The organism is Paranoxybacillus vitaminiphilus (assembly GCF_003259935.1).
GTDB lineage: Bacteria > Bacillota > Bacilli > Bacillales > Anoxybacillaceae > Paranoxybacillus > Paranoxybacillus vitaminiphilus.
The window spans coordinates 154277-169145 of sequence record NZ_QLMH01000002.1 but is presented as its reverse complement, the minus strand read 5'-3'; the positions used below and the strand labels follow the sequence as shown (position 1 = coordinate 169145).

General features: G+C 40.0%; 18 protein-coding genes and 1 pseudogene. 15 read left to right on the top strand and 4 right to left on the bottom strand.

The window, feature by feature from the left end; translation table 11 throughout:
• The first annotated feature begins 8 nt into the window (after positions 1-8).
• From B0I26_RS03340 to B0I26_RS03330, 3 genes and pseudogenes are all read left to right on the top strand, one after another.
• A pseudogene (locus B0I26_RS03340) lies at positions 9-583 on the top strand (CPBP family intramembrane glutamic endopeptidase).
• A 15-nt stretch (positions 584-598) separates the two neighbouring features.
• Positions 599-1198, top strand: coding sequence for a LysM peptidoglycan-binding domain-containing protein (locus tag B0I26_RS03335; protein WP_111644055.1), 600 nt, complete (start codon positions 599-601; stop codon positions 1196-1198).
• Between the two features lie 184 nt (positions 1199-1382).
• Positions 1383-1829 carry a YpbF family protein gene (locus B0I26_RS03330; protein ID WP_111644054.1) on the top strand — a complete coding sequence of 149 codons (447 nt, stop codon included), beginning with the start codon at positions 1383-1385 and terminating at the stop codon, positions 1827-1829.
• Positions 1830-1875: 46 nt separating this feature from the next.
• Here the strand turns inward: B0I26_RS03330 and B0I26_RS03325 are convergent, their stop codons facing one another.
• The 3 genes from B0I26_RS03325 to B0I26_RS03315 are packed head-to-tail and all read right to left on the bottom strand — an operon-like array spanning position 1876 to position 2956.
• Positions 1876-2445 carry a manganese catalase family protein gene (locus B0I26_RS03325; protein ID WP_111644053.1) on the bottom strand — a complete coding sequence of 190 codons (570 nt, stop codon included), beginning with the start codon at positions 2443-2445 and terminating at the stop codon, positions 1876-1878.
• Positions 2446-2468: 23 nt separating this feature from the next.
• Entirely contained in the window at positions 2469-2729 is a 261-nt protein-coding gene (locus B0I26_RS03320) for a spore coat protein CotJB (protein WP_111644052.1), read from the bottom strand.
• The gene (locus tag B0I26_RS03315; protein WP_111644051.1) at positions 2726-2956 is read right to left on the bottom strand and encodes a spore coat associated protein CotJA; all 231 of its coding nucleotides are present in this window, start codon (positions 2954-2956) and stop codon (positions 2726-2728) included. Before B0I26_RS03315 ends, B0I26_RS03320 begins: the two co-directional genes overlap by 4 nt.
• Before the next feature lie 153 nt (positions 2957-3109).
• Here B0I26_RS03315 and B0I26_RS03310 point away from each other — a divergent pair, with 153 nt between their 5' ends.
• The 5 genes from B0I26_RS03310 (at position 3110) to B0I26_RS03290 (ending at position 8297) form a co-directional block, all read left to right on the top strand.
• Positions 3110-3505: a hypothetical protein gene (locus B0I26_RS03310; RefSeq protein WP_111644050.1), complete on the top strand. Its 396-nt coding sequence runs from the start codon at positions 3110-3112 to the stop codon at positions 3503-3505.
• An 8-nt stretch (positions 3506-3513) separates the two neighbouring features.
• A complete protein-coding gene (locus tag B0I26_RS03305) occupies positions 3514-4272 on the top strand; it encodes a metallophosphoesterase (protein WP_111644049.1) in 759 nt (252 codons plus the stop codon).
• 590 nt (positions 4273-4862) lie between these two features.
• Complete coding sequence (locus B0I26_RS03300; protein WP_111644048.1) at positions 4863-5468, top strand: genetic competence negative regulator; 606 nt, start codon at positions 4863-4865, stop codon at positions 5466-5468.
• A 352-nt stretch (positions 5469-5820) separates the two neighbouring features.
• Positions 5821-7086, top strand: coding sequence for a Glu/Leu/Phe/Val family dehydrogenase (locus tag B0I26_RS03295; protein ID WP_111644047.1), 1266 nt, complete (start codon positions 5821-5823; stop codon positions 7084-7086).
• A gap of 233 nt (positions 7087-7319) precedes the next feature.
• Positions 7320-8297, top strand: a complete 978-nt coding sequence (locus B0I26_RS03290; RefSeq protein ID WP_111644046.1) for a YpdA family putative bacillithiol disulfide reductase — start codon at positions 7320-7322, stop codon at positions 8295-8297.
• A 162-nt stretch (positions 8298-8459) separates the two neighbouring features.
• Here the strand turns inward: B0I26_RS03290 and B0I26_RS03285 are convergent, their stop codons facing one another.
• Positions 8460-9431, bottom strand: coding sequence for an asparaginase (locus B0I26_RS03285; RefSeq protein WP_111644045.1), 972 nt, complete (start codon positions 9429-9431; stop codon positions 8460-8462).
• Between the two features lie 118 nt (positions 9432-9549).
• On the opposite strand from B0I26_RS03285, the gene prsW reads away from it, so the two are divergent.
• The 7 genes from prsW to B0I26_RS03255 all read left to right on the top strand — a co-directional run bounded on the left by prsW (position 9550) and on the right by B0I26_RS03255 (position 14859).
• The gene (prsW, locus tag B0I26_RS03280) at positions 9550-10224 is read left to right on the top strand and encodes a glutamic-type intramembrane protease PrsW (RefSeq protein WP_111644044.1); all 675 of its coding nucleotides are present in this window, start codon (positions 9550-9552) and stop codon (positions 10222-10224) included.
• An 88-nt stretch (positions 10225-10312) separates the two neighbouring features.
• Positions 10313-11098: a spore cortex-lytic enzyme gene (gene sleB / locus B0I26_RS03275; RefSeq protein ID WP_111644043.1), complete on the top strand. Its 786-nt coding sequence runs from the start codon at positions 10313-10315 to the stop codon at positions 11096-11098.
• 16 nt (positions 11099-11114) lie between these two features.
• The gene (gene ypeB, locus B0I26_RS03270; protein ID WP_111644042.1) at positions 11115-12461 is read left to right on the top strand and encodes a germination protein YpeB; all 1347 of its coding nucleotides are present in this window, start codon (positions 11115-11117) and stop codon (positions 12459-12461) included.
• Between the two features lie 116 nt (positions 12462-12577).
• Positions 12578-13246: a flagellar brake protein gene (locus tag B0I26_RS03265; protein ID WP_111644041.1), complete on the top strand. Its 669-nt coding sequence runs from the start codon at positions 12578-12580 to the stop codon at positions 13244-13246.
• 91 nt (positions 13247-13337) lie between these two features.
• Positions 13338-13514, top strand: coding sequence for a YpfB family protein (locus tag B0I26_RS18175; protein WP_181502675.1), 177 nt, complete (start codon positions 13338-13340; stop codon positions 13512-13514).
• 89 nt (positions 13515-13603) lie between these two features.
• On the top strand, positions 13604-14275 hold the full coding sequence (cmk, locus tag B0I26_RS03260; RefSeq protein WP_111644040.1) for a (d)CMP kinase: 672 nt from the start codon (positions 13604-13606) through the stop codon (positions 14273-14275).
• A complete protein-coding gene (locus B0I26_RS03255; protein ID WP_111644039.1) occupies positions 14275-14859 on the top strand; it encodes a lysophospholipid acyltransferase family protein in 585 nt (194 codons plus the stop codon). Before cmk ends, B0I26_RS03255 begins: the two co-directional genes overlap by 1 nt.
• The last annotated feature ends 10 nt before the right edge of the window (positions 14860-14869 follow it).

Genomic DNA, 14869 nt, shown 5'->3' with positions numbered 1-14869 from the left:
ATTAGAGAATGAAACGTCAAGCAGAGCTCATTCAAGCAATGAGCGATAAAGAGGTGCTCACCCATTTATATATGACACAGCTTTTATTATTGGCTTTATCTTTCATCATTGGTTTATTCTTTTTTGATTGGGAATCTTTCAGGCAGCTCTGGCAATTTTCATTTCATGATGTCATTGTGTATGGAGCAGGGAGTGGGCTCATCGTTCTTATCGTTGAGTTTTTATTGATGCATTATTTGCCGGAAGATTGGTATGACGATGGCGGAGTGAATGAAAAAATTTTTCAAACCCGTTCGATTCCGCACATATTTTTTCTATGTCTTCTGATCGCTTTTAGTGAAGAAATATTGTTTCGCGGGGTCATACAAACGAATTTTGGTCTTGTGTTTGCAAGCATCATTTTTGCGGTATAAAAATGTTTTTGTTTATTGTCGTTGTTTTGCTTAGCTTTTTTCTCGGCTATGTATACGAGCTTACGCATAGTTTGTGGGTGACAATTTTTTCACACTTCTTTATCGATTTCGTTTTAGCAGTGAAAATTCGTTTCGACTATCTTCAAGCCAAGCGCAAAGAGCAATATTGAGGTGAAGGAACATTGATGAACAAGCCATCTTCGCATGATCAGGCAGAAGGATTGCGGCAGCAAATACATGACTTGAAACAAGAGGCAAATGAACCGGATGCTTTCTCATTACCGCCGCGCAGTGAAGTGCATAAAAAGACGAACAGAAAAACAAAATGGAAAATTAAATATCCAGTCATTCGTCTGTTGGCGCTCTTTTTTATTCTTCTGCCCATATCGATTTTAAGCATTTATTATTTATATGATAAAAAATCGACAAGTGTGATTATGCTGAATGAAAATAATAGCTACGAAACAGTCGATATTGCTGATGAAAATGATGAGCAAAAAACGAAAATAAAGCAAAATTCTCAACCGATACAATCAACAAGCAGCGAGGAAGTAAAACCGCCGGCTGATGAGCGCCAAGCTGTATCGGAAACAGAGCAAACAGAAAGCGATGAGAAGGTCATTACTCATGTCGTTCAAGAAAACGAAACATTATTCAGCATTGCGATGAAATATTATAAAAGCGATGAAGGAATGCAAATCATTAAAGAATGGAATGAATTAGACAGCTCACAACTTCATAAAGGGCAAGTGTTAAAAATTCCGGTGTTTGAAATGTCAAAGTAAAGGTTGCCCGATAAAGGTTTGACGTGACGCATCATTCACAATAAAACATGATGTATGATGGTGGCGTGATGTCTGAGCCTTTGCTTGGGACAACCTTTTTTCTTTTAATGGTACAAACTCGTTCTAAATTTTTAACCTTGTACATATATTCTTCATAGTAACCGACAACATTGGGGGAGAAAGAATGGAATGGTTTCATGAAAGCATCGATGAAGTGACAAAGCAAATGATGTTAGCTGTCATTGAGAAAAAGCAAAAGTTTGCGCGGTTGAGTATAATCGTAAAAACGTTGCAGATCATTACGTTTATTGGATTTAGCAGTTTTTTTATTTATGTGGCTCTTTTTATTGTTTATCCGAATTACTTCATTATTAGCTCCATCATTGACAGTTTTTTAAACCGCTCTGAACATTTATACATATTGCTTATTTTGTTTTCGATGTACTGGAGCATTCTTTTTTATCGAAAAAAGTGTGACAAGGCTGAAGAAGAATTTCATGCGCTGCGCTGCGAAATTATTCAAAAAAGCAATGATTTATGGAAAGAGGAACAAGAGTGGAAAGAGCGTTATAAGCTGTTTGAATGGATGAAAAAACAGTATGACATTAATTTATACTATGAAAATAAGTAAGCCGACTCAAAGGCAGGACCTCTGTACTGATGAGCCAGCTAGTAAACTAGAAAAACTTTTTTCGGTCGCGCTCTTCTTTTAAAATTTCCACCGCTTCACGGAACCGCTGGGCATGAATGATTTCACGCTCACGCAAGAAACGAAGCCCGTCATTTAAATCAGGGTCATCACTCATATTAATAATCCATTGATACGTTGCCCTCGCTTTTTCTTCAGCAGCGATGTCTTCGTAAAGGTCAGCAATCGGATCGCCTTTTGCTTGAATATATGCGGCTGTCCATGGAACGCCGGCTGCATTATGATAGAAAAGAGCATTGTCGTGGGTTACATAATGGGCGTCAAGCCCAGCTTCTTTCAGCTGCTCCGGCGTTGCATCTTTCGTTAATTTATACACCATCGTCGCGATCATTTCGAGATGGGCGAATTCTTCTGTTCCAATATCGGTTAACAAACCAATGACTTTATCTGGGATGGAGTAGCGCTGGTTCAGGTAACGAAGGGCAGCGGCGAGCTCGCCATCGGCACCGCCATATTGCTCAATGAGATATTTGGCTAGCTTCGGATTGCATGTACTCACTCTTACCGGGTATTGCAATTTTTTTTCGTAAATCCACATGGTTTCCCCTCCCGGTCACACCTTTATACTTGCCATGGCCATGGTGTGTCGTCCCAATTCCACGGGTAATTCGAATAACTGTTGCCGTACTGCTGAAGTGGCCCGTATGATGTTTCGTATTGTTTTTTTAGCTGTTTTCGTTTCTGCGCCAGCTGATTAAACTGTTGAATCGCTTGATAGTCGTGCGGATGGGTGTCCAAATACAACGTTAAATCGATGAGGGCAAAATCAACGGCTTGCAGTTGTTCAAGAAGCTCATAATATTCTTTTGGCATTTGTTTCATTGGCCATCACCTTTATGTGCCATTTCATAAGGGCTGTAATAAGGGTCGTAAAATACCTTCCAAAGCGTTCCCTTTTTTAATGCCTCATGGAGCGGGAATTGCGGCAAATTCGGCGGCTGAAATGCAATATAAAGATTCGGTGGAGTGACGTATGTTTTCGTACGTATTGGCTGGCAAGGATCAAAAGGGCTTACATACGGATGGTACTGCTTTCGGGTTGTAAACATGGCGAACCTCCTTTTACAATGCATCACTTTATATTTATGATGTTGTTTTTTATTCATGACAACAAAAGCGCCTTGATTGCTTGCTGATAACAGCATTTGCTTTCATGAAATTCTCCCTCTTGGCATACAAGTGGAACAAAGAGGAGGGATTTTATGAGATTTAAGTTATTTTGTCTTTTCGTTGGCTTTATTGGTGGATATTTTATGATTAGCTGGATGCCGGATGTGACCCCGTTTCATTTTACGAATTTTATCACGGAATTTATTTTTAATCCGCTGAAGTCGTTCTTAGCGATGATTTCTTTTTTGATCGGTTTTTTGTCTAATGCCGTTCTCATTCGCACCGCTGTTGAAGAAACGATATTTTACTATTCCGGACGCGAAGTGCGGCTTGGCGAACTCATTGTTAGTTGTGGAGTTGTTGCCAATTTTTATTTTTTATTTCAAATGAATGTAATATTAACGGGTTTGTTTTTAATTTTTTCTATCTTTTATGGTATGATGTCGATAGATTTACAGCGGAAGAGTAGATATAAAAACAATCTGTAGGGGGATTTATGTTTATTTCACTAGCTGTTATTATTATATTCCTTTTTGTTTACATGTGGTTTGAAGCGCATCGTAACAGAGTTACTTATACAAATTTGATATTTCATGAATTTCCTAAAAGTTTTGGGGAGATGTCAATCTTTTTTATCTCGGATATTCACCGGCGCAACATATCAAAAAAAATTATTAATGAAGTAAAAGGGAAAGCAGATATCGTGATTATCGGTGGAGATTTGACCGAAAAAGGCGTGCCGTTTGCGAGAGTCGCGAAAAATATTCGGCGTTTAAAAGAAATCGGTCCCATTTATTTTGTCTGGGGCAATAATGATTATGAAGCTGATTTCCGTCAATTAGACAGCTTCTTAACGGAAGAAGGAGTGAAGACTTTAGACAACACAGCTGTTATTTTTGAATCAGAAGAAGGGGAAAAAATCGCCTTGCTTGGTGTTGATGATATGAGTAAAAATCGCGCTCGGCTTGATTTAGCTCTCTTAGACGCAGGTGATGAAGGGTTTCGCATTCTTGTTTCCCATAATCCGGCGATTGTTGACAAAATTCAAGAAAATCAGCGCATTTCTCTTGTTTTAAGCGGACATACACATGGCGGTCAAATCCGGATCTTTTCATTTGGAATTTATGAAAAGGGCGGCGTGCGAAAAACAAATGGAACAACAGTAGTTGTAAGCAATGGATATGGGACAACGGCTCTCCCGTTTCGCCTTGGTGCACCGGCCGAAACACATCTCATTACGTTAAAGTCGATGTAAAAAACATATACAAAATTTACGTATGTTGTACAAATCAGCTATAATTGACAAAAAGGATAAATTCGACTATTCGCTCAATAATTGATATGATTTTTTTATGATTCCTATTAATCGTTTTTGCCGAAAACAGTTTCTTTATCAGAGCTTAATGATAGCATGAGTTTAGGCTGTTTATCTCTTCGTTAAATAAAGATTGCGGCGATTTATTTAGGGACAAGCATTGCTGAAAGGGATATAGATGTTGTCGCTGCTGAAGTGAAGTCCATTATACACATTAAAACCAAACATTGAAAAACGTTTGCCCTGATTGACCAATATCCCGGCTTCATCATTGGCGTGGGTGGCCAACCGTTTGAACATTTTGCAAAAAAAGAAATTTATATTGTTGAATAGACAAAAAATGAACAGAAGAATGGCTTAAAAGCAACAGTAGGACAATGAGAGGAAAATTGTCATTTTATTGAATATATTGCTTGTCTAAATGTATAGAAACGATGTAAACTCATTAGTAAACAATGAAAGAACCATTTACATTTTTTTTCATACAATGAATATAAGAAGATGGCTGTGTAGGTAAGGAGGGATGTTTTATGAGACTTGAACGATTAACTCATAACAAAATTAAGATTTTCCTAACATTTGATGATTTAATCGACCGCGGACTAACGAAGGAAGATCTTTGGAAAGATTCGTTTAAAGTACATCAATTATTTCGCGATATGATTGAGGAAGCAAATGAAGAACTCGGATTTGAAATTAATGGATCAATCGCGGTGGAAGTGTACTCTTTACCGGCACAGGGAATGGTTGTCATTGTTACGAGTGAAAACCAAGACCATGACTTGGAGGAAGAGTTTAGCGACGATTATATCGAAATGCAAGTAACTCTCGATGAGAGTGAAGATATATTTTATGAATTCCAGGAGTTCGAACATATTATCCAATTATGCCAGCGTTTGTATGCGCTCGATTTTCTAGGCGGAACGTTATATTCATATAATGGGCGCTTTTATTTACACTTTGCCGACCCTTCTCATATCGATATGAACGATTTTGTCGCAATATTAGCCGAATTCGGGAGCCCATCAACGATTACGATTCATCGCGTTCAAGAATATGGCAAAAAATTAATCGACTCGAATACCGTTCAACAAATTTATCAATATTTTATCAAAAGGAAACAAGCTGACTCATAATGGCTGAAGGCTTCAAAAATATATAAGAGTGAGTTCGTTGTGCTCACTCTATATATTTATATTTTGGCCATTGATTTTGGAGTCAGCTTCTGCTTTTTATCGATTTTACGGAGCAAATGTTACAGCGGCTAAAAATTATGCTTAAAAAATAAAAAGCTGCTTTTCAGCATGATGGAAGAAATAGTATGCATTTTTTTGAACCATTGGTATAAAAGTGATGTAAACGGTTACAAAAAAATATAAAAAGGTCAAAAAATCGATTTTTTTCCTTTGCATAAATAAGTTGACAGTGTATACTATGACATGAAAGGTGGACAATAACTTACAAAGTGATTTTATGGGAGGTTTACTTATGGTAGCCGACAAGCATACCAACGAAGAAAAACATGATGTACTAAAGGCGACGCAAATTGTCATACATAGAGCTCTGGAAAAGCTTGGCTATCCAGAAGAAGTATATGAGCTGTTAAAAGAGCCGATTCGCATGCTGACAGTGAAAATTCCTGTGCGTATGGATGACGGTACAGTGAAAATTTTTACCGGCTACCGTGCCCAACATAATGACGCGGTTGGTCCAACAAAAGGGGGCATTCGTTTCCACCCGAATGTAACAGAAAGAGAAGTGAAAGCTTTATCGATTTGGATGAGCTTAAAGTGCGGGATTGTCGACTTGCCGTATGGCGGTGGTAAAGGCGGTATCGTCTGTGATCCACGAACAATGTCGTTCCGCGAGCTTGAGCGTTTAAGCCGCGGCTATGTACGTGCGATTAGCCAAATCGTTGGGCCGACAAAAGATATTCCGGCTCCAGATGTGTTCACGAATTCGCAAATTATGGCCTGGATGATGGATGAATATAGCCGCATCGATGAATTTAACTCTCCGGGATTTATTACAGGCAAACCGCTTGTGTTGGGCGGTTCACACGGTCGTGAAACGGCAACGGCAAAAGGGGTAACGATTTGTATTCGTGAGGCAGCGAAAAAACGCGGTATTGATTTAAAAGGGGCACGTGTCGTTGTGCAAGGTTTCGGTAACGCAGGAAGCTTCTTAGCGAAATTTATGCATGATGCGGGGGCAAAAGTCATCGGTATTTCTGATGCTTACGGTGCGTTATACGATCCGAACGGTTTAGATATCGACTATTTGCTTGACCGTCGCGACAGTTTTGGAACAGTGACGAAACTATTTAAAAATACAATCACAAACAAAGAGCTGCTTGAGCTTGAATGCGATATTTTAGTTCCAGCAGCGATCGAAAACCAAATTACAGAAGAGAACGCTCACAACATTAAAGCAAGCATTGTCGTTGAAGCCGCGAACGGTCCGACAACATTAGAAGCAACAGAAATTTTAACGCAGCGCGGTATTCTCATCGTTCCGGACGTATTGGCAAGCGCCGGCGGTGTAACCGTTTCTTATTTTGAATGGGTGCAAAATAATCAAGGTTATTATTGGTCAGAAGAAGAAGTAGAAGAGAAGCTTGAGAAAGTAATGGTGAAAGCGTTTAACAATGTTTATGAAACAGCGCAAACGCGCCGCGTTGATATGAGGCTTGCCGCTTATATGGTCGGTGTGAGAAAAATGGCGGAAGCATGCCGTTTCCGCGGCTGGATTTAACCGTTTTCTAAAAGAAGTCTCTCTCTGGGAGAGATTCATAAATTGAAAGTTCCTTAAAAATCTCCTATCATTTTTATGGTAGGAGATTTTTGTTTCCAGTGACTGAGTATGTTTCATAAGAGTCTGACTTCACTAACAATATATAGCTCATTTATCTAACATTATGGCTTATTTATTGTGTTGTGGGGTCTGACCCCTGGTTTGATTATTTTGTTTAAGGGAGTGAAAAACGCATGAAAAAAGAGAAAATCATCATCGTCGGCGGCGGACCATGCGGCCTTGCGGCGGCAATAGCCTTGCAAGATGTTGGTTGCAAGCCGTTAGTCATAGAAAAAGGAAATATCGTTAATGCAATTTATCATTATCCAACACATCAGACATTTTTTAGCACAAGCGATCGCTTAGAAATTGGCGGTGTTCCGTTTATTACGGAAAATCGGAAACCGAAGCGGAACCAGGCGCTCGCTTATTATCGGGAAGTGGTGACACGCAAGCAAATTCGCGTCAATACGTTTGAAAAAGTAGAAGCGGTCGAGAAACAAGCGGATGGGACATTTATCGTAACAACAACAAAAGACAAATATGAAACAGATTATGTCATTATTGCCACGGGATATTACGACAATCCGAATTATATGAACGTCCCGGGAGAAGATTTGCCAAAAGTGACTCATTATTTTAAAGAAGGGCATCCGTATTATAATACGGACTGTGTCGTGATTGGCGGGAAAAACTCAAGTGTTGATGCAGCATTGGAACTTGTAAAGGCAGGAGCCCGCGTGACCGTACTATATCGGGGAAATGAGTATTCTCCAAGCATTAAACCTTGGATTTTGCCGGAATTTGATTCGCTTGTACGTCGAGGAGTTATTAAAATGGAGTTTAACGCCCATGTAAAAGAAATTACGGAGGATGCCGTCATTTATACAGTCGGGGACGAAGTGAAAACGATTAAAAACGATTTTGTTTTTGCGATGACCGGTTATCATCCTGACCATGAGTTTTTGAAAAAAATGGGCGTCGGTATTGATGAAGAGACGGGCCGTCCGCTTTATAATCCTGACACGATGGAGACAAATGTGGAAGGGATTTTTATTGCCGGAGTGATTGCTGCTGGGAATGATGCGAATGAAATTTTTATTGAAAACGGCAGATTCCATGGTGAACAAATTGCTGCTTGCATCGTTGAGCGTGAGAAGAAAAATCGTTAACATCATTGCGTAAGAAGTTTTCTGCTTCAAACGAAGTTAAGCGGCGGATCGTTCACTCATTTTAGAGACTGGCCCGTAAGTGTTTGACCCGTTATAGTGTTGCGCGGTCTGACACTTTGCTTTCGGGTCAGTCTCATTTTGTTTGCGGAGAATGTTACTCGATTAATCCATAAACATTTCCTGTAATTTTTCATCGTCATTTGTCATTTCAAGGGCAACGAGCAGTTTAATTCTCGCTTTTTGCCCGTTTAAACCGTTTGAAAAGATAACGCCCATTTCTTTTAATTGCTTTCCGCCGCCTTCATAGCCGTATATATCTTGGACAATTCCGTTAAAACAGCGGGAAACGAGAACGATTGGAATCTTTTTTTCCAACAGCGATTTAACGCCTTTTGTTGCTTTGGGCGGGAGATTGCCTTGACCGAGCGCTTCAATGACGAGACCATCGAGCGGCAGCGTTTGAATGGCATCAAAAAGCATATCATCCATACCGGCATATGCTTTTAGAAGCACAACATTTTTCGAAAGCTGGCGAATCGGGTAAGTCACTCTTTTTGTTGGCGAATGATGAAAAAATACGCCGCGTTTTGTAACAATGCCAATCGGACCATATTGCGGGCTTTGGAATGTAGCAATGTTGCTTGTATGCGTCTTTGTTACGTTCTTTGCCGTATGGATTTCGTCATTTAATACAACAAGAACGCCTTTTCCTCGTGCTTCATCGCTTGAAGCAACTTTCACCGAGGAAATGAGATTATATAGACCATCCGCGCCAATTTCATTGCTTGAACGCATCGCACCTGTGACAACAATTGGTACATCTTCTTGGATCGTTAAATCTAAAAAATAGGCGGTTTCTTCAAGTGTATCCGTTCCATGAGTGATCACCACTCCTTGAAAATGTTCTTTTTTAATTTTTTCCTCAATGGTATTGCGAAGAATCAGCATTTCTTTTGGTGTCATATGTGGAGATGGCAAATGGAATAATTCTTCGACATGAATATCGGCCAGTGTCTTTAAAGAAGGAGTTGTGTCATGAAGCGGATTTTTTTCACCCGGCTTGACCGCTCCTGTTTTTTCATCTTCTTTCATTGAGATGGTTCCGCCAGTATGAATGATTAAAATTTTTTTCATTCGCTTCTTCCCTCCATATTTTCTCGCTGTATAGATAAGAAAAACAGCTGAATTCCGTTTTCAAGACAATAATATCATGTTACCATTAAAATAAAACGGATGGAAACGAGGAAGTTTTATGTTGACGGTTATTTCTGCTGGAATTGCCCCTGGGCTTGCGCTGCTCAGCTATTTTTATTTAAAGGATGAATATGAGACAGAGCCTTTAACGCTTGTTTTTCGTACGTTTATGTTCGGAGTGATTCTCGTTTTTCCAATCATGTTTATCCAATATGTGCTTGAAGTTGAAGGAATCGTGACAACGAATTTTTTGCACGCCTTTCTCGCTTCAGGTCTGCTGGAAGAATTTTTTAAATGGTTTATTGTTTATTATTCGATTTTTGACCATAAAGAATTTGATGAGCCCTATGATGGGATTGTTTATAGTGCGAGCGTATCTCTCGGCTTTGCCACACTTGAAAATATTCTCTACTTGCTTGCGCACGGCGTTGAATTTGCTTTTACAAGAGCGCTTCTGCCTGTTTCCAGCCATGCGTTGTTTGCGGTCATCATGGGTTTTTATCTCGGTAAGGCAAAGTTTAAAGGGCAAAAGAAAAAATATGTATTCCTTTCCTTTTTCATTCCGTTTTTGCTTCATGGCATTTATGACTTTATATTATTAACGCAGGAAAAATGGATGTACTACATGCTTCCATTCATGATTTTTTTATGGTGGATGGCATTGCGCAAAATAAAGCAGGCAAAAGGATTAGCATTGCGCCATATCGAAGGGACGATGAAAAGCCAGGCTTAATGAGAGCTTGGCTTTTATTTTTGCATAAAAAGGAAATATGTGCAAAAACTACTTTATGAAATGATTGCAACGTATAGAGGAGGTACTGATGTTGCGCAAAGCGATAATTTGTATAATGTTTTTGCTCATATGCTATATTCGTGCCGGAGAGGCTGAAGCCTTTTCGAATCAAGTGATTCAAAAAGGAGCCGTTGGCGATGATGTGATTGAACTGCAGGCAAGATTGCAATATATCGGCTTTTATAACGGCAAAATTGATGGAGTGTTCGGATGGAGTACATATTGGGCAGTGCGAAACTTTCAGTATGAATTTGGCCTGCCTGTTGATGGTTTGGTCGGTGAAAGCACGAAAGTAAAGTTAGTTAAAGTTTCTAAATATAATGAGCGGTTTGTGAAGGAACAAATTCGCAAAGGCAACCAATTTACTCATTATGGTGGAAAGCCGTTAAGCAAGCAAACGAAAAACAAAGCGGAAAATACAACGAAAAAAGCAGCAGCGGTCAATGTGCCAAAGGGTTTTTCCAGAAATGATATTCAGCTTATGGCCAACGCTGTCTATGGAGAAGCGCGCGGTGAACCATATATCGGTCAAGTGGCTGTTGCGGCCGTTATTTTAAATCGCGTGAAAAATCCCGCGTTTCCTAAAACGGTTGCAGGAGTGATTTTTCAACCGGGGGCATTTACAGCGGTAGCCGACGGACAAATATGGTTAACCCCGAATGAAACAGCGCGAAAAGCCGTGCTTGATGCGATTAACGGCTGGGACCCTTCAGGAGGGGCGATTTATTATTTTAATCCGGATACAGCGACAAGCGGATGGATTTGGAGTCGTCCACAAATTAAACGAATCGGCAAGCATATTTTCTGTAAATAGATTGGAGGTGTTGAAATTGGTCAGAGCATTTTTAATCGGAATTTTATCACTTGGAATCATCGGAACCGCCTATTGGGGCTACCGTGAACATCAAGAGAAAAATGCGGTATTGCTGCATGCAGAAAACAACTACCAGCGCGCCTTTCATGATTTAACGTACCAGGTTGATTTGCTTCACGACAAAATCGGTACGACATTGGCGATGAACTCGCGCACTTCGCTGTCGCCGGCTCTCGCGGAAGTGTGGAGGATTGCTGCTGAAGCTCATTCTTCTGTCGGACAGCTGCCGCTTTCCTTGCTTCCGTTCAATAAGACCGAGGAGTTTTTAGCAAAAATGGGGGAATTCAGCTATCGGACAGCGATACGTGATTTAGACAAAGAACCGCTGACAAAGGAAGAATATAACACGCTGCAAAAGTTATATAAAAATGCTGCGGATATTCAAAACGAACTGCGCAATGTTCAATACTTAGTATTGAAAAATAATTTGCGCTGGATGGATGTAGAACTGGCGCTTGCTGCCAATCAAAAAACGATGGATAATACGATTATTGATGGATTTAAGACGGTGGAAAAAAATGTTGAATCATTTTCGGAAACAGATTTCGGTCCGACATTTACCAACTTAGAAAACGAAAATCGCGAATTGTCCCGCGCTAAAGGAAAGCCGATTTCTAAAAAAGAAGCAAAGGCTGTTGCGAAAACCTTTTTGGGTTTGAAAGGAACGGAAAAAATATCGATTGTCGAAAGCGGAAAAGGAGCGCTCAACCGTTTTTATAGTCTAACTATTTACGATCCAAAGACGAAGACCGAGACGTATATGGATATGACGAAAAACGGCGGCTATCCGATTTGGGTGATTGACAACCGGCCAATTCGAACACAAAAAATGGGTTTAAATGAGGCGACCATAAAGGGATTGGAATTTTTAAAAAGACATAAGTTTACGAATTTAGAGCTGTATGAAAGCACACAATATGACAATGTCGGAATTCTTACGTTTGTGACAAATAAAAATGGCGTCCGTATTTACCCTGAGGCGATTAAGATGAAAGTCGCCCTTGATGACGGTACGATTGTTGGTTTTTCAGCGCGCGACTATTTGTCATCTAATATCATCGACGCTGTTCCCAAGCCGGCATTAACAGTCTCTGAGGCGAGAGCAAAAATCAACCCGAATCTGAAAGTAATGGAAGAACGGCAGGCGATCATCGTCAATGATGTAAACGAAGAAGTTCTTTGTTATGAGTTTTTAGGGACACTTGGCGATGACACGTACCGGATTTTCATCAATGCGCAAAATGGCATGGAAGAAAAAGTCGAAAAACTTCAAGATACGGAGCCTGTATATGGAAATATTTAGAGAAAAAGGAAAAGCAGTCGTGCTTTTCCTTTTTTTATTCCGTGTTTTAATATAAAATTAGGTTGGTTTAAGTCATAAAAAATGAACGTAAAGCAGCAATTGGGGGTATAAGACGTATGTTAAAAATAGGAAGTACGTTAATTTTAGAACCGACCGATGGACAAACAGAGCACAAATATAAGTGTAAAGTAGCTGACATTTTTCCTAACCGTATACATATCGACTATCCGGTGAATATGGAAACAGGAAAAATCGTCTTCTTATTAAACGGTATGCAGTTTAAAGCAAGTTTTGTCGGAAAAGACCATTCCCTTTATTTATTTGATACGGAAGTAACAGGGAAAATAAAACAACCGATTCCGCTCGTCGTGCTTTCTTATCCGGGAGAGCGGGAGCTTATTCGTATACAGCGACGGCAATATGTTCGTGTAGAGGCGAATGAGGATATAGCCATTCATCCGTTTAATGGGGAATTTTCTCCGTTTACAACGATAACGAGTGACATAAGTGCAGGTGGAGCGGCTGTTGTTCTTCCTTACAAAATAAAAGGATTGGAACCGGGAATGAAGGTAGAGACGTGGCTGGTTCTTCATATGCGCTCAGGAGATATTCATCATTTAAATATCCCATCTAAAATCGTCCGTATTTTTAAACAAGAGCATTCACCTGTGGAGAAAGTATCGCTGCAATTTCTTGATATGACGCAGCAAGAGCGGCTGCTATTAATTCGTTATAGCTTTGAAAAGCAGCTGGAGAAGCGGCAGAAGGGCATAGATGAAGAATAAAGCCGGGAACAAAATGGAATAATATCAAATAAAGTGTTGTTAGCAGAAAAATGGTTTTTTTACAGCCGAAGCAAAAGAAGGGCGGACAGGTATGAAACGAATCGAACGAATTTTACTGAAGCTAGTTGTCATTCAATTTATTTTTTTGCTTATCGCCCAATTTATGGTTCTATATACGCCATTTTCCCCTTATTTAGGAAAAATATATGATTATGAGGGGGTAAGTAAGAATCATGCCACGAAAACCATTGAAACATTCGACCAATAACGGTCCATATGTTAAAATAACATCGAATGCAGGAGTTTCCTGCTTTTTTTCTTGATAATAAATTTATTTTTATAAGTTTGGGAGGCAGTATGAGTACACGTATTTCAATTGCGATTGATGGACCAGCAGCTGCTGGAAAGAGCACTGTAGCAAAGAAGTTAGCGGAAAAGCTTTCATATCTTTATATTGATACAGGAGCGATGTATCGTACCTTGACGTATCGCGCCTTACAAGAAGGAATCGATTTAAATGATGAGCATCAATTACTGAATATATTAAAAGATACATATATTGAATTGAAGCCATCCGAGCATGGACAGCTTGTGTTCATGAACGGTGAGGACGTTACCGATGTTATCCGGCAGGCGGATGTGACCAATTCCGTATCGATTGTTGCAAAACATCAATTAGTGCGCGAGGAGATGGTGGCCCGGCAGCGCGCATTTGCCAAAAACGGCGGCGTTGTCATGGATGGACGAGATATTGGGACACATGTACTTCCAAATGCGGAGGTAAAAATTTTCTTAAAGGCATCAGTGGAAGAACGAGCGAAACGGCGGCATGCGGAAAATTTAGCAAGAGGATTTGAATCGGATTTAGAGAAATTAAAAGAAGAAATTGCTTACAGAGACAAGCTTGATTCTGAACGAGAAATTGCGCCATTAAAAAAAGCAGAGGATGCTATTGAAATTGACACAACTTCTTTATCTATCGATGATGTTGTGAACAAAATTATGGAGATTGTTAGCGAAAGGATTTGATGGCGTTGAGCTTTTACTCATTTGCTAAAGGTGTTGTTTCCGGCATTTTAAAATCTGTTTATCGTATTGAGGTCGTAGGGTTGGAGCATTTTCCGAAAGAAGGAGGGGTACTTCTTTGTTCCAACCATATTAGCAATCTCGATCCACCTGTGGTAGGGATTACTGCTCCACGTCCGATTCATTTTATGGCAAAAGAAGAGCTGTTTCGCGTGCCGATTTTAAAACATATTATTGGAAACTTGAATGCCTTTCCTGTCAAACGGGGAATGAGCGATCGTCAAGCATTGCGCACAGGGCTTGATATACTTAAAGATGGCAAGGTGCTCGGTATTTTTCCAGAAGGGACGCGAAGCAAAGATGGAAAGCTTAGAAAGGGATTGGCAGGCGTCGGTTTTTTTGCTTTGCGGACAAATGCACTCGTTGTTCCGTGTGCGATCGTCGGTCCATATAAACCGTTTCGAACGTTGAAAGTTGTATACGGAAAGCCGATTGATATGCAGGAGCTCCGCGAGAAAAAGGCTTCGCCGGAAGAAGCTACGGAATATATAATGAGTCATATTCAAGCTCTTTTAGAACAACATTAAGCGTTGCAGC

What these genes read in the sequence shown, in the direction of transcription:
- B0I26_RS03335 (WP_111644055.1), top strand. Translation starts at nt 599, where the DNA reads ATGAACAAGCCATCTTCGCATGATCAGGCAGAAGGATTGCGGCAGCAA.
- B0I26_RS03330 (WP_111644054.1), top strand. Translation starts at nt 1,383, where the DNA reads ATGGAATGGTTTCATGAAAGCATCGATGAAGTGACAAAGCAAATGATG.
- B0I26_RS03325 (WP_111644053.1), bottom strand. Translation starts at nt 2,445, where the DNA reads ATGTGGATTTACGAAAAAAAATTGCAATACCCGGTAAGAGTGAGTACA.
- B0I26_RS03320 (WP_111644052.1), bottom strand. Translation starts at nt 2,729, where the DNA reads ATGAAACAAATGCCAAAAGAATATTATGAGCTTCTTGAACAACTGCAA.
- B0I26_RS03315 (WP_111644051.1), bottom strand. Translation starts at nt 2,956, where the DNA reads ATGTTTACAACCCGAAAGCAGTACCATCCGTATGTAAGCCCTTTTGAT.
- B0I26_RS03310 (WP_111644050.1), top strand. Translation starts at nt 3,110, where the DNA reads ATGAGATTTAAGTTATTTTGTCTTTTCGTTGGCTTTATTGGTGGATAT.
- B0I26_RS03305 (WP_111644049.1), top strand. Translation starts at nt 3,514, where the DNA reads ATGTTTATTTCACTAGCTGTTATTATTATATTCCTTTTTGTTTACATG.
- B0I26_RS03300 (WP_111644048.1), top strand. Translation starts at nt 4,863, where the DNA reads ATGAGACTTGAACGATTAACTCATAACAAAATTAAGATTTTCCTAACA.
- B0I26_RS03295 (WP_111644047.1), top strand. Translation starts at nt 5,821, where the DNA reads ATGGTAGCCGACAAGCATACCAACGAAGAAAAACATGATGTACTAAAG.
- B0I26_RS03290 (WP_111644046.1), top strand. Translation starts at nt 7,320, where the DNA reads ATGAAAAAAGAGAAAATCATCATCGTCGGCGGCGGACCATGCGGCCTT.
- B0I26_RS03285 (WP_111644045.1), bottom strand. Translation starts at nt 9,431, where the DNA reads ATGAAAAAAATTTTAATCATTCATACTGGCGGAACCATCTCAATGAAA.
- prsW (WP_111644044.1), top strand. Translation starts at nt 9,550, where the DNA reads ATGTTGACGGTTATTTCTGCTGGAATTGCCCCTGGGCTTGCGCTGCTC.
- sleB (WP_111644043.1), top strand. Translation starts at nt 10,313, where the DNA reads ATGTTGCGCAAAGCGATAATTTGTATAATGTTTTTGCTCATATGCTAT.
- B0I26_RS03265 (WP_111644041.1), top strand. Translation starts at nt 12,578, where the DNA reads ATGTTAAAAATAGGAAGTACGTTAATTTTAGAACCGACCGATGGACAA.
- B0I26_RS18175 (WP_181502675.1), top strand. Translation starts at nt 13,338, where the DNA reads ATGAAACGAATCGAACGAATTTTACTGAAGCTAGTTGTCATTCAATTT.
- cmk (WP_111644040.1), top strand. Translation starts at nt 13,604, where the DNA reads ATGAGTACACGTATTTCAATTGCGATTGATGGACCAGCAGCTGCTGGA.
- B0I26_RS03255 (WP_111644039.1), top strand. Translation starts at nt 14,275, where the DNA reads ATGGCGTTGAGCTTTTACTCATTTGCTAAAGGTGTTGTTTCCGGCATT.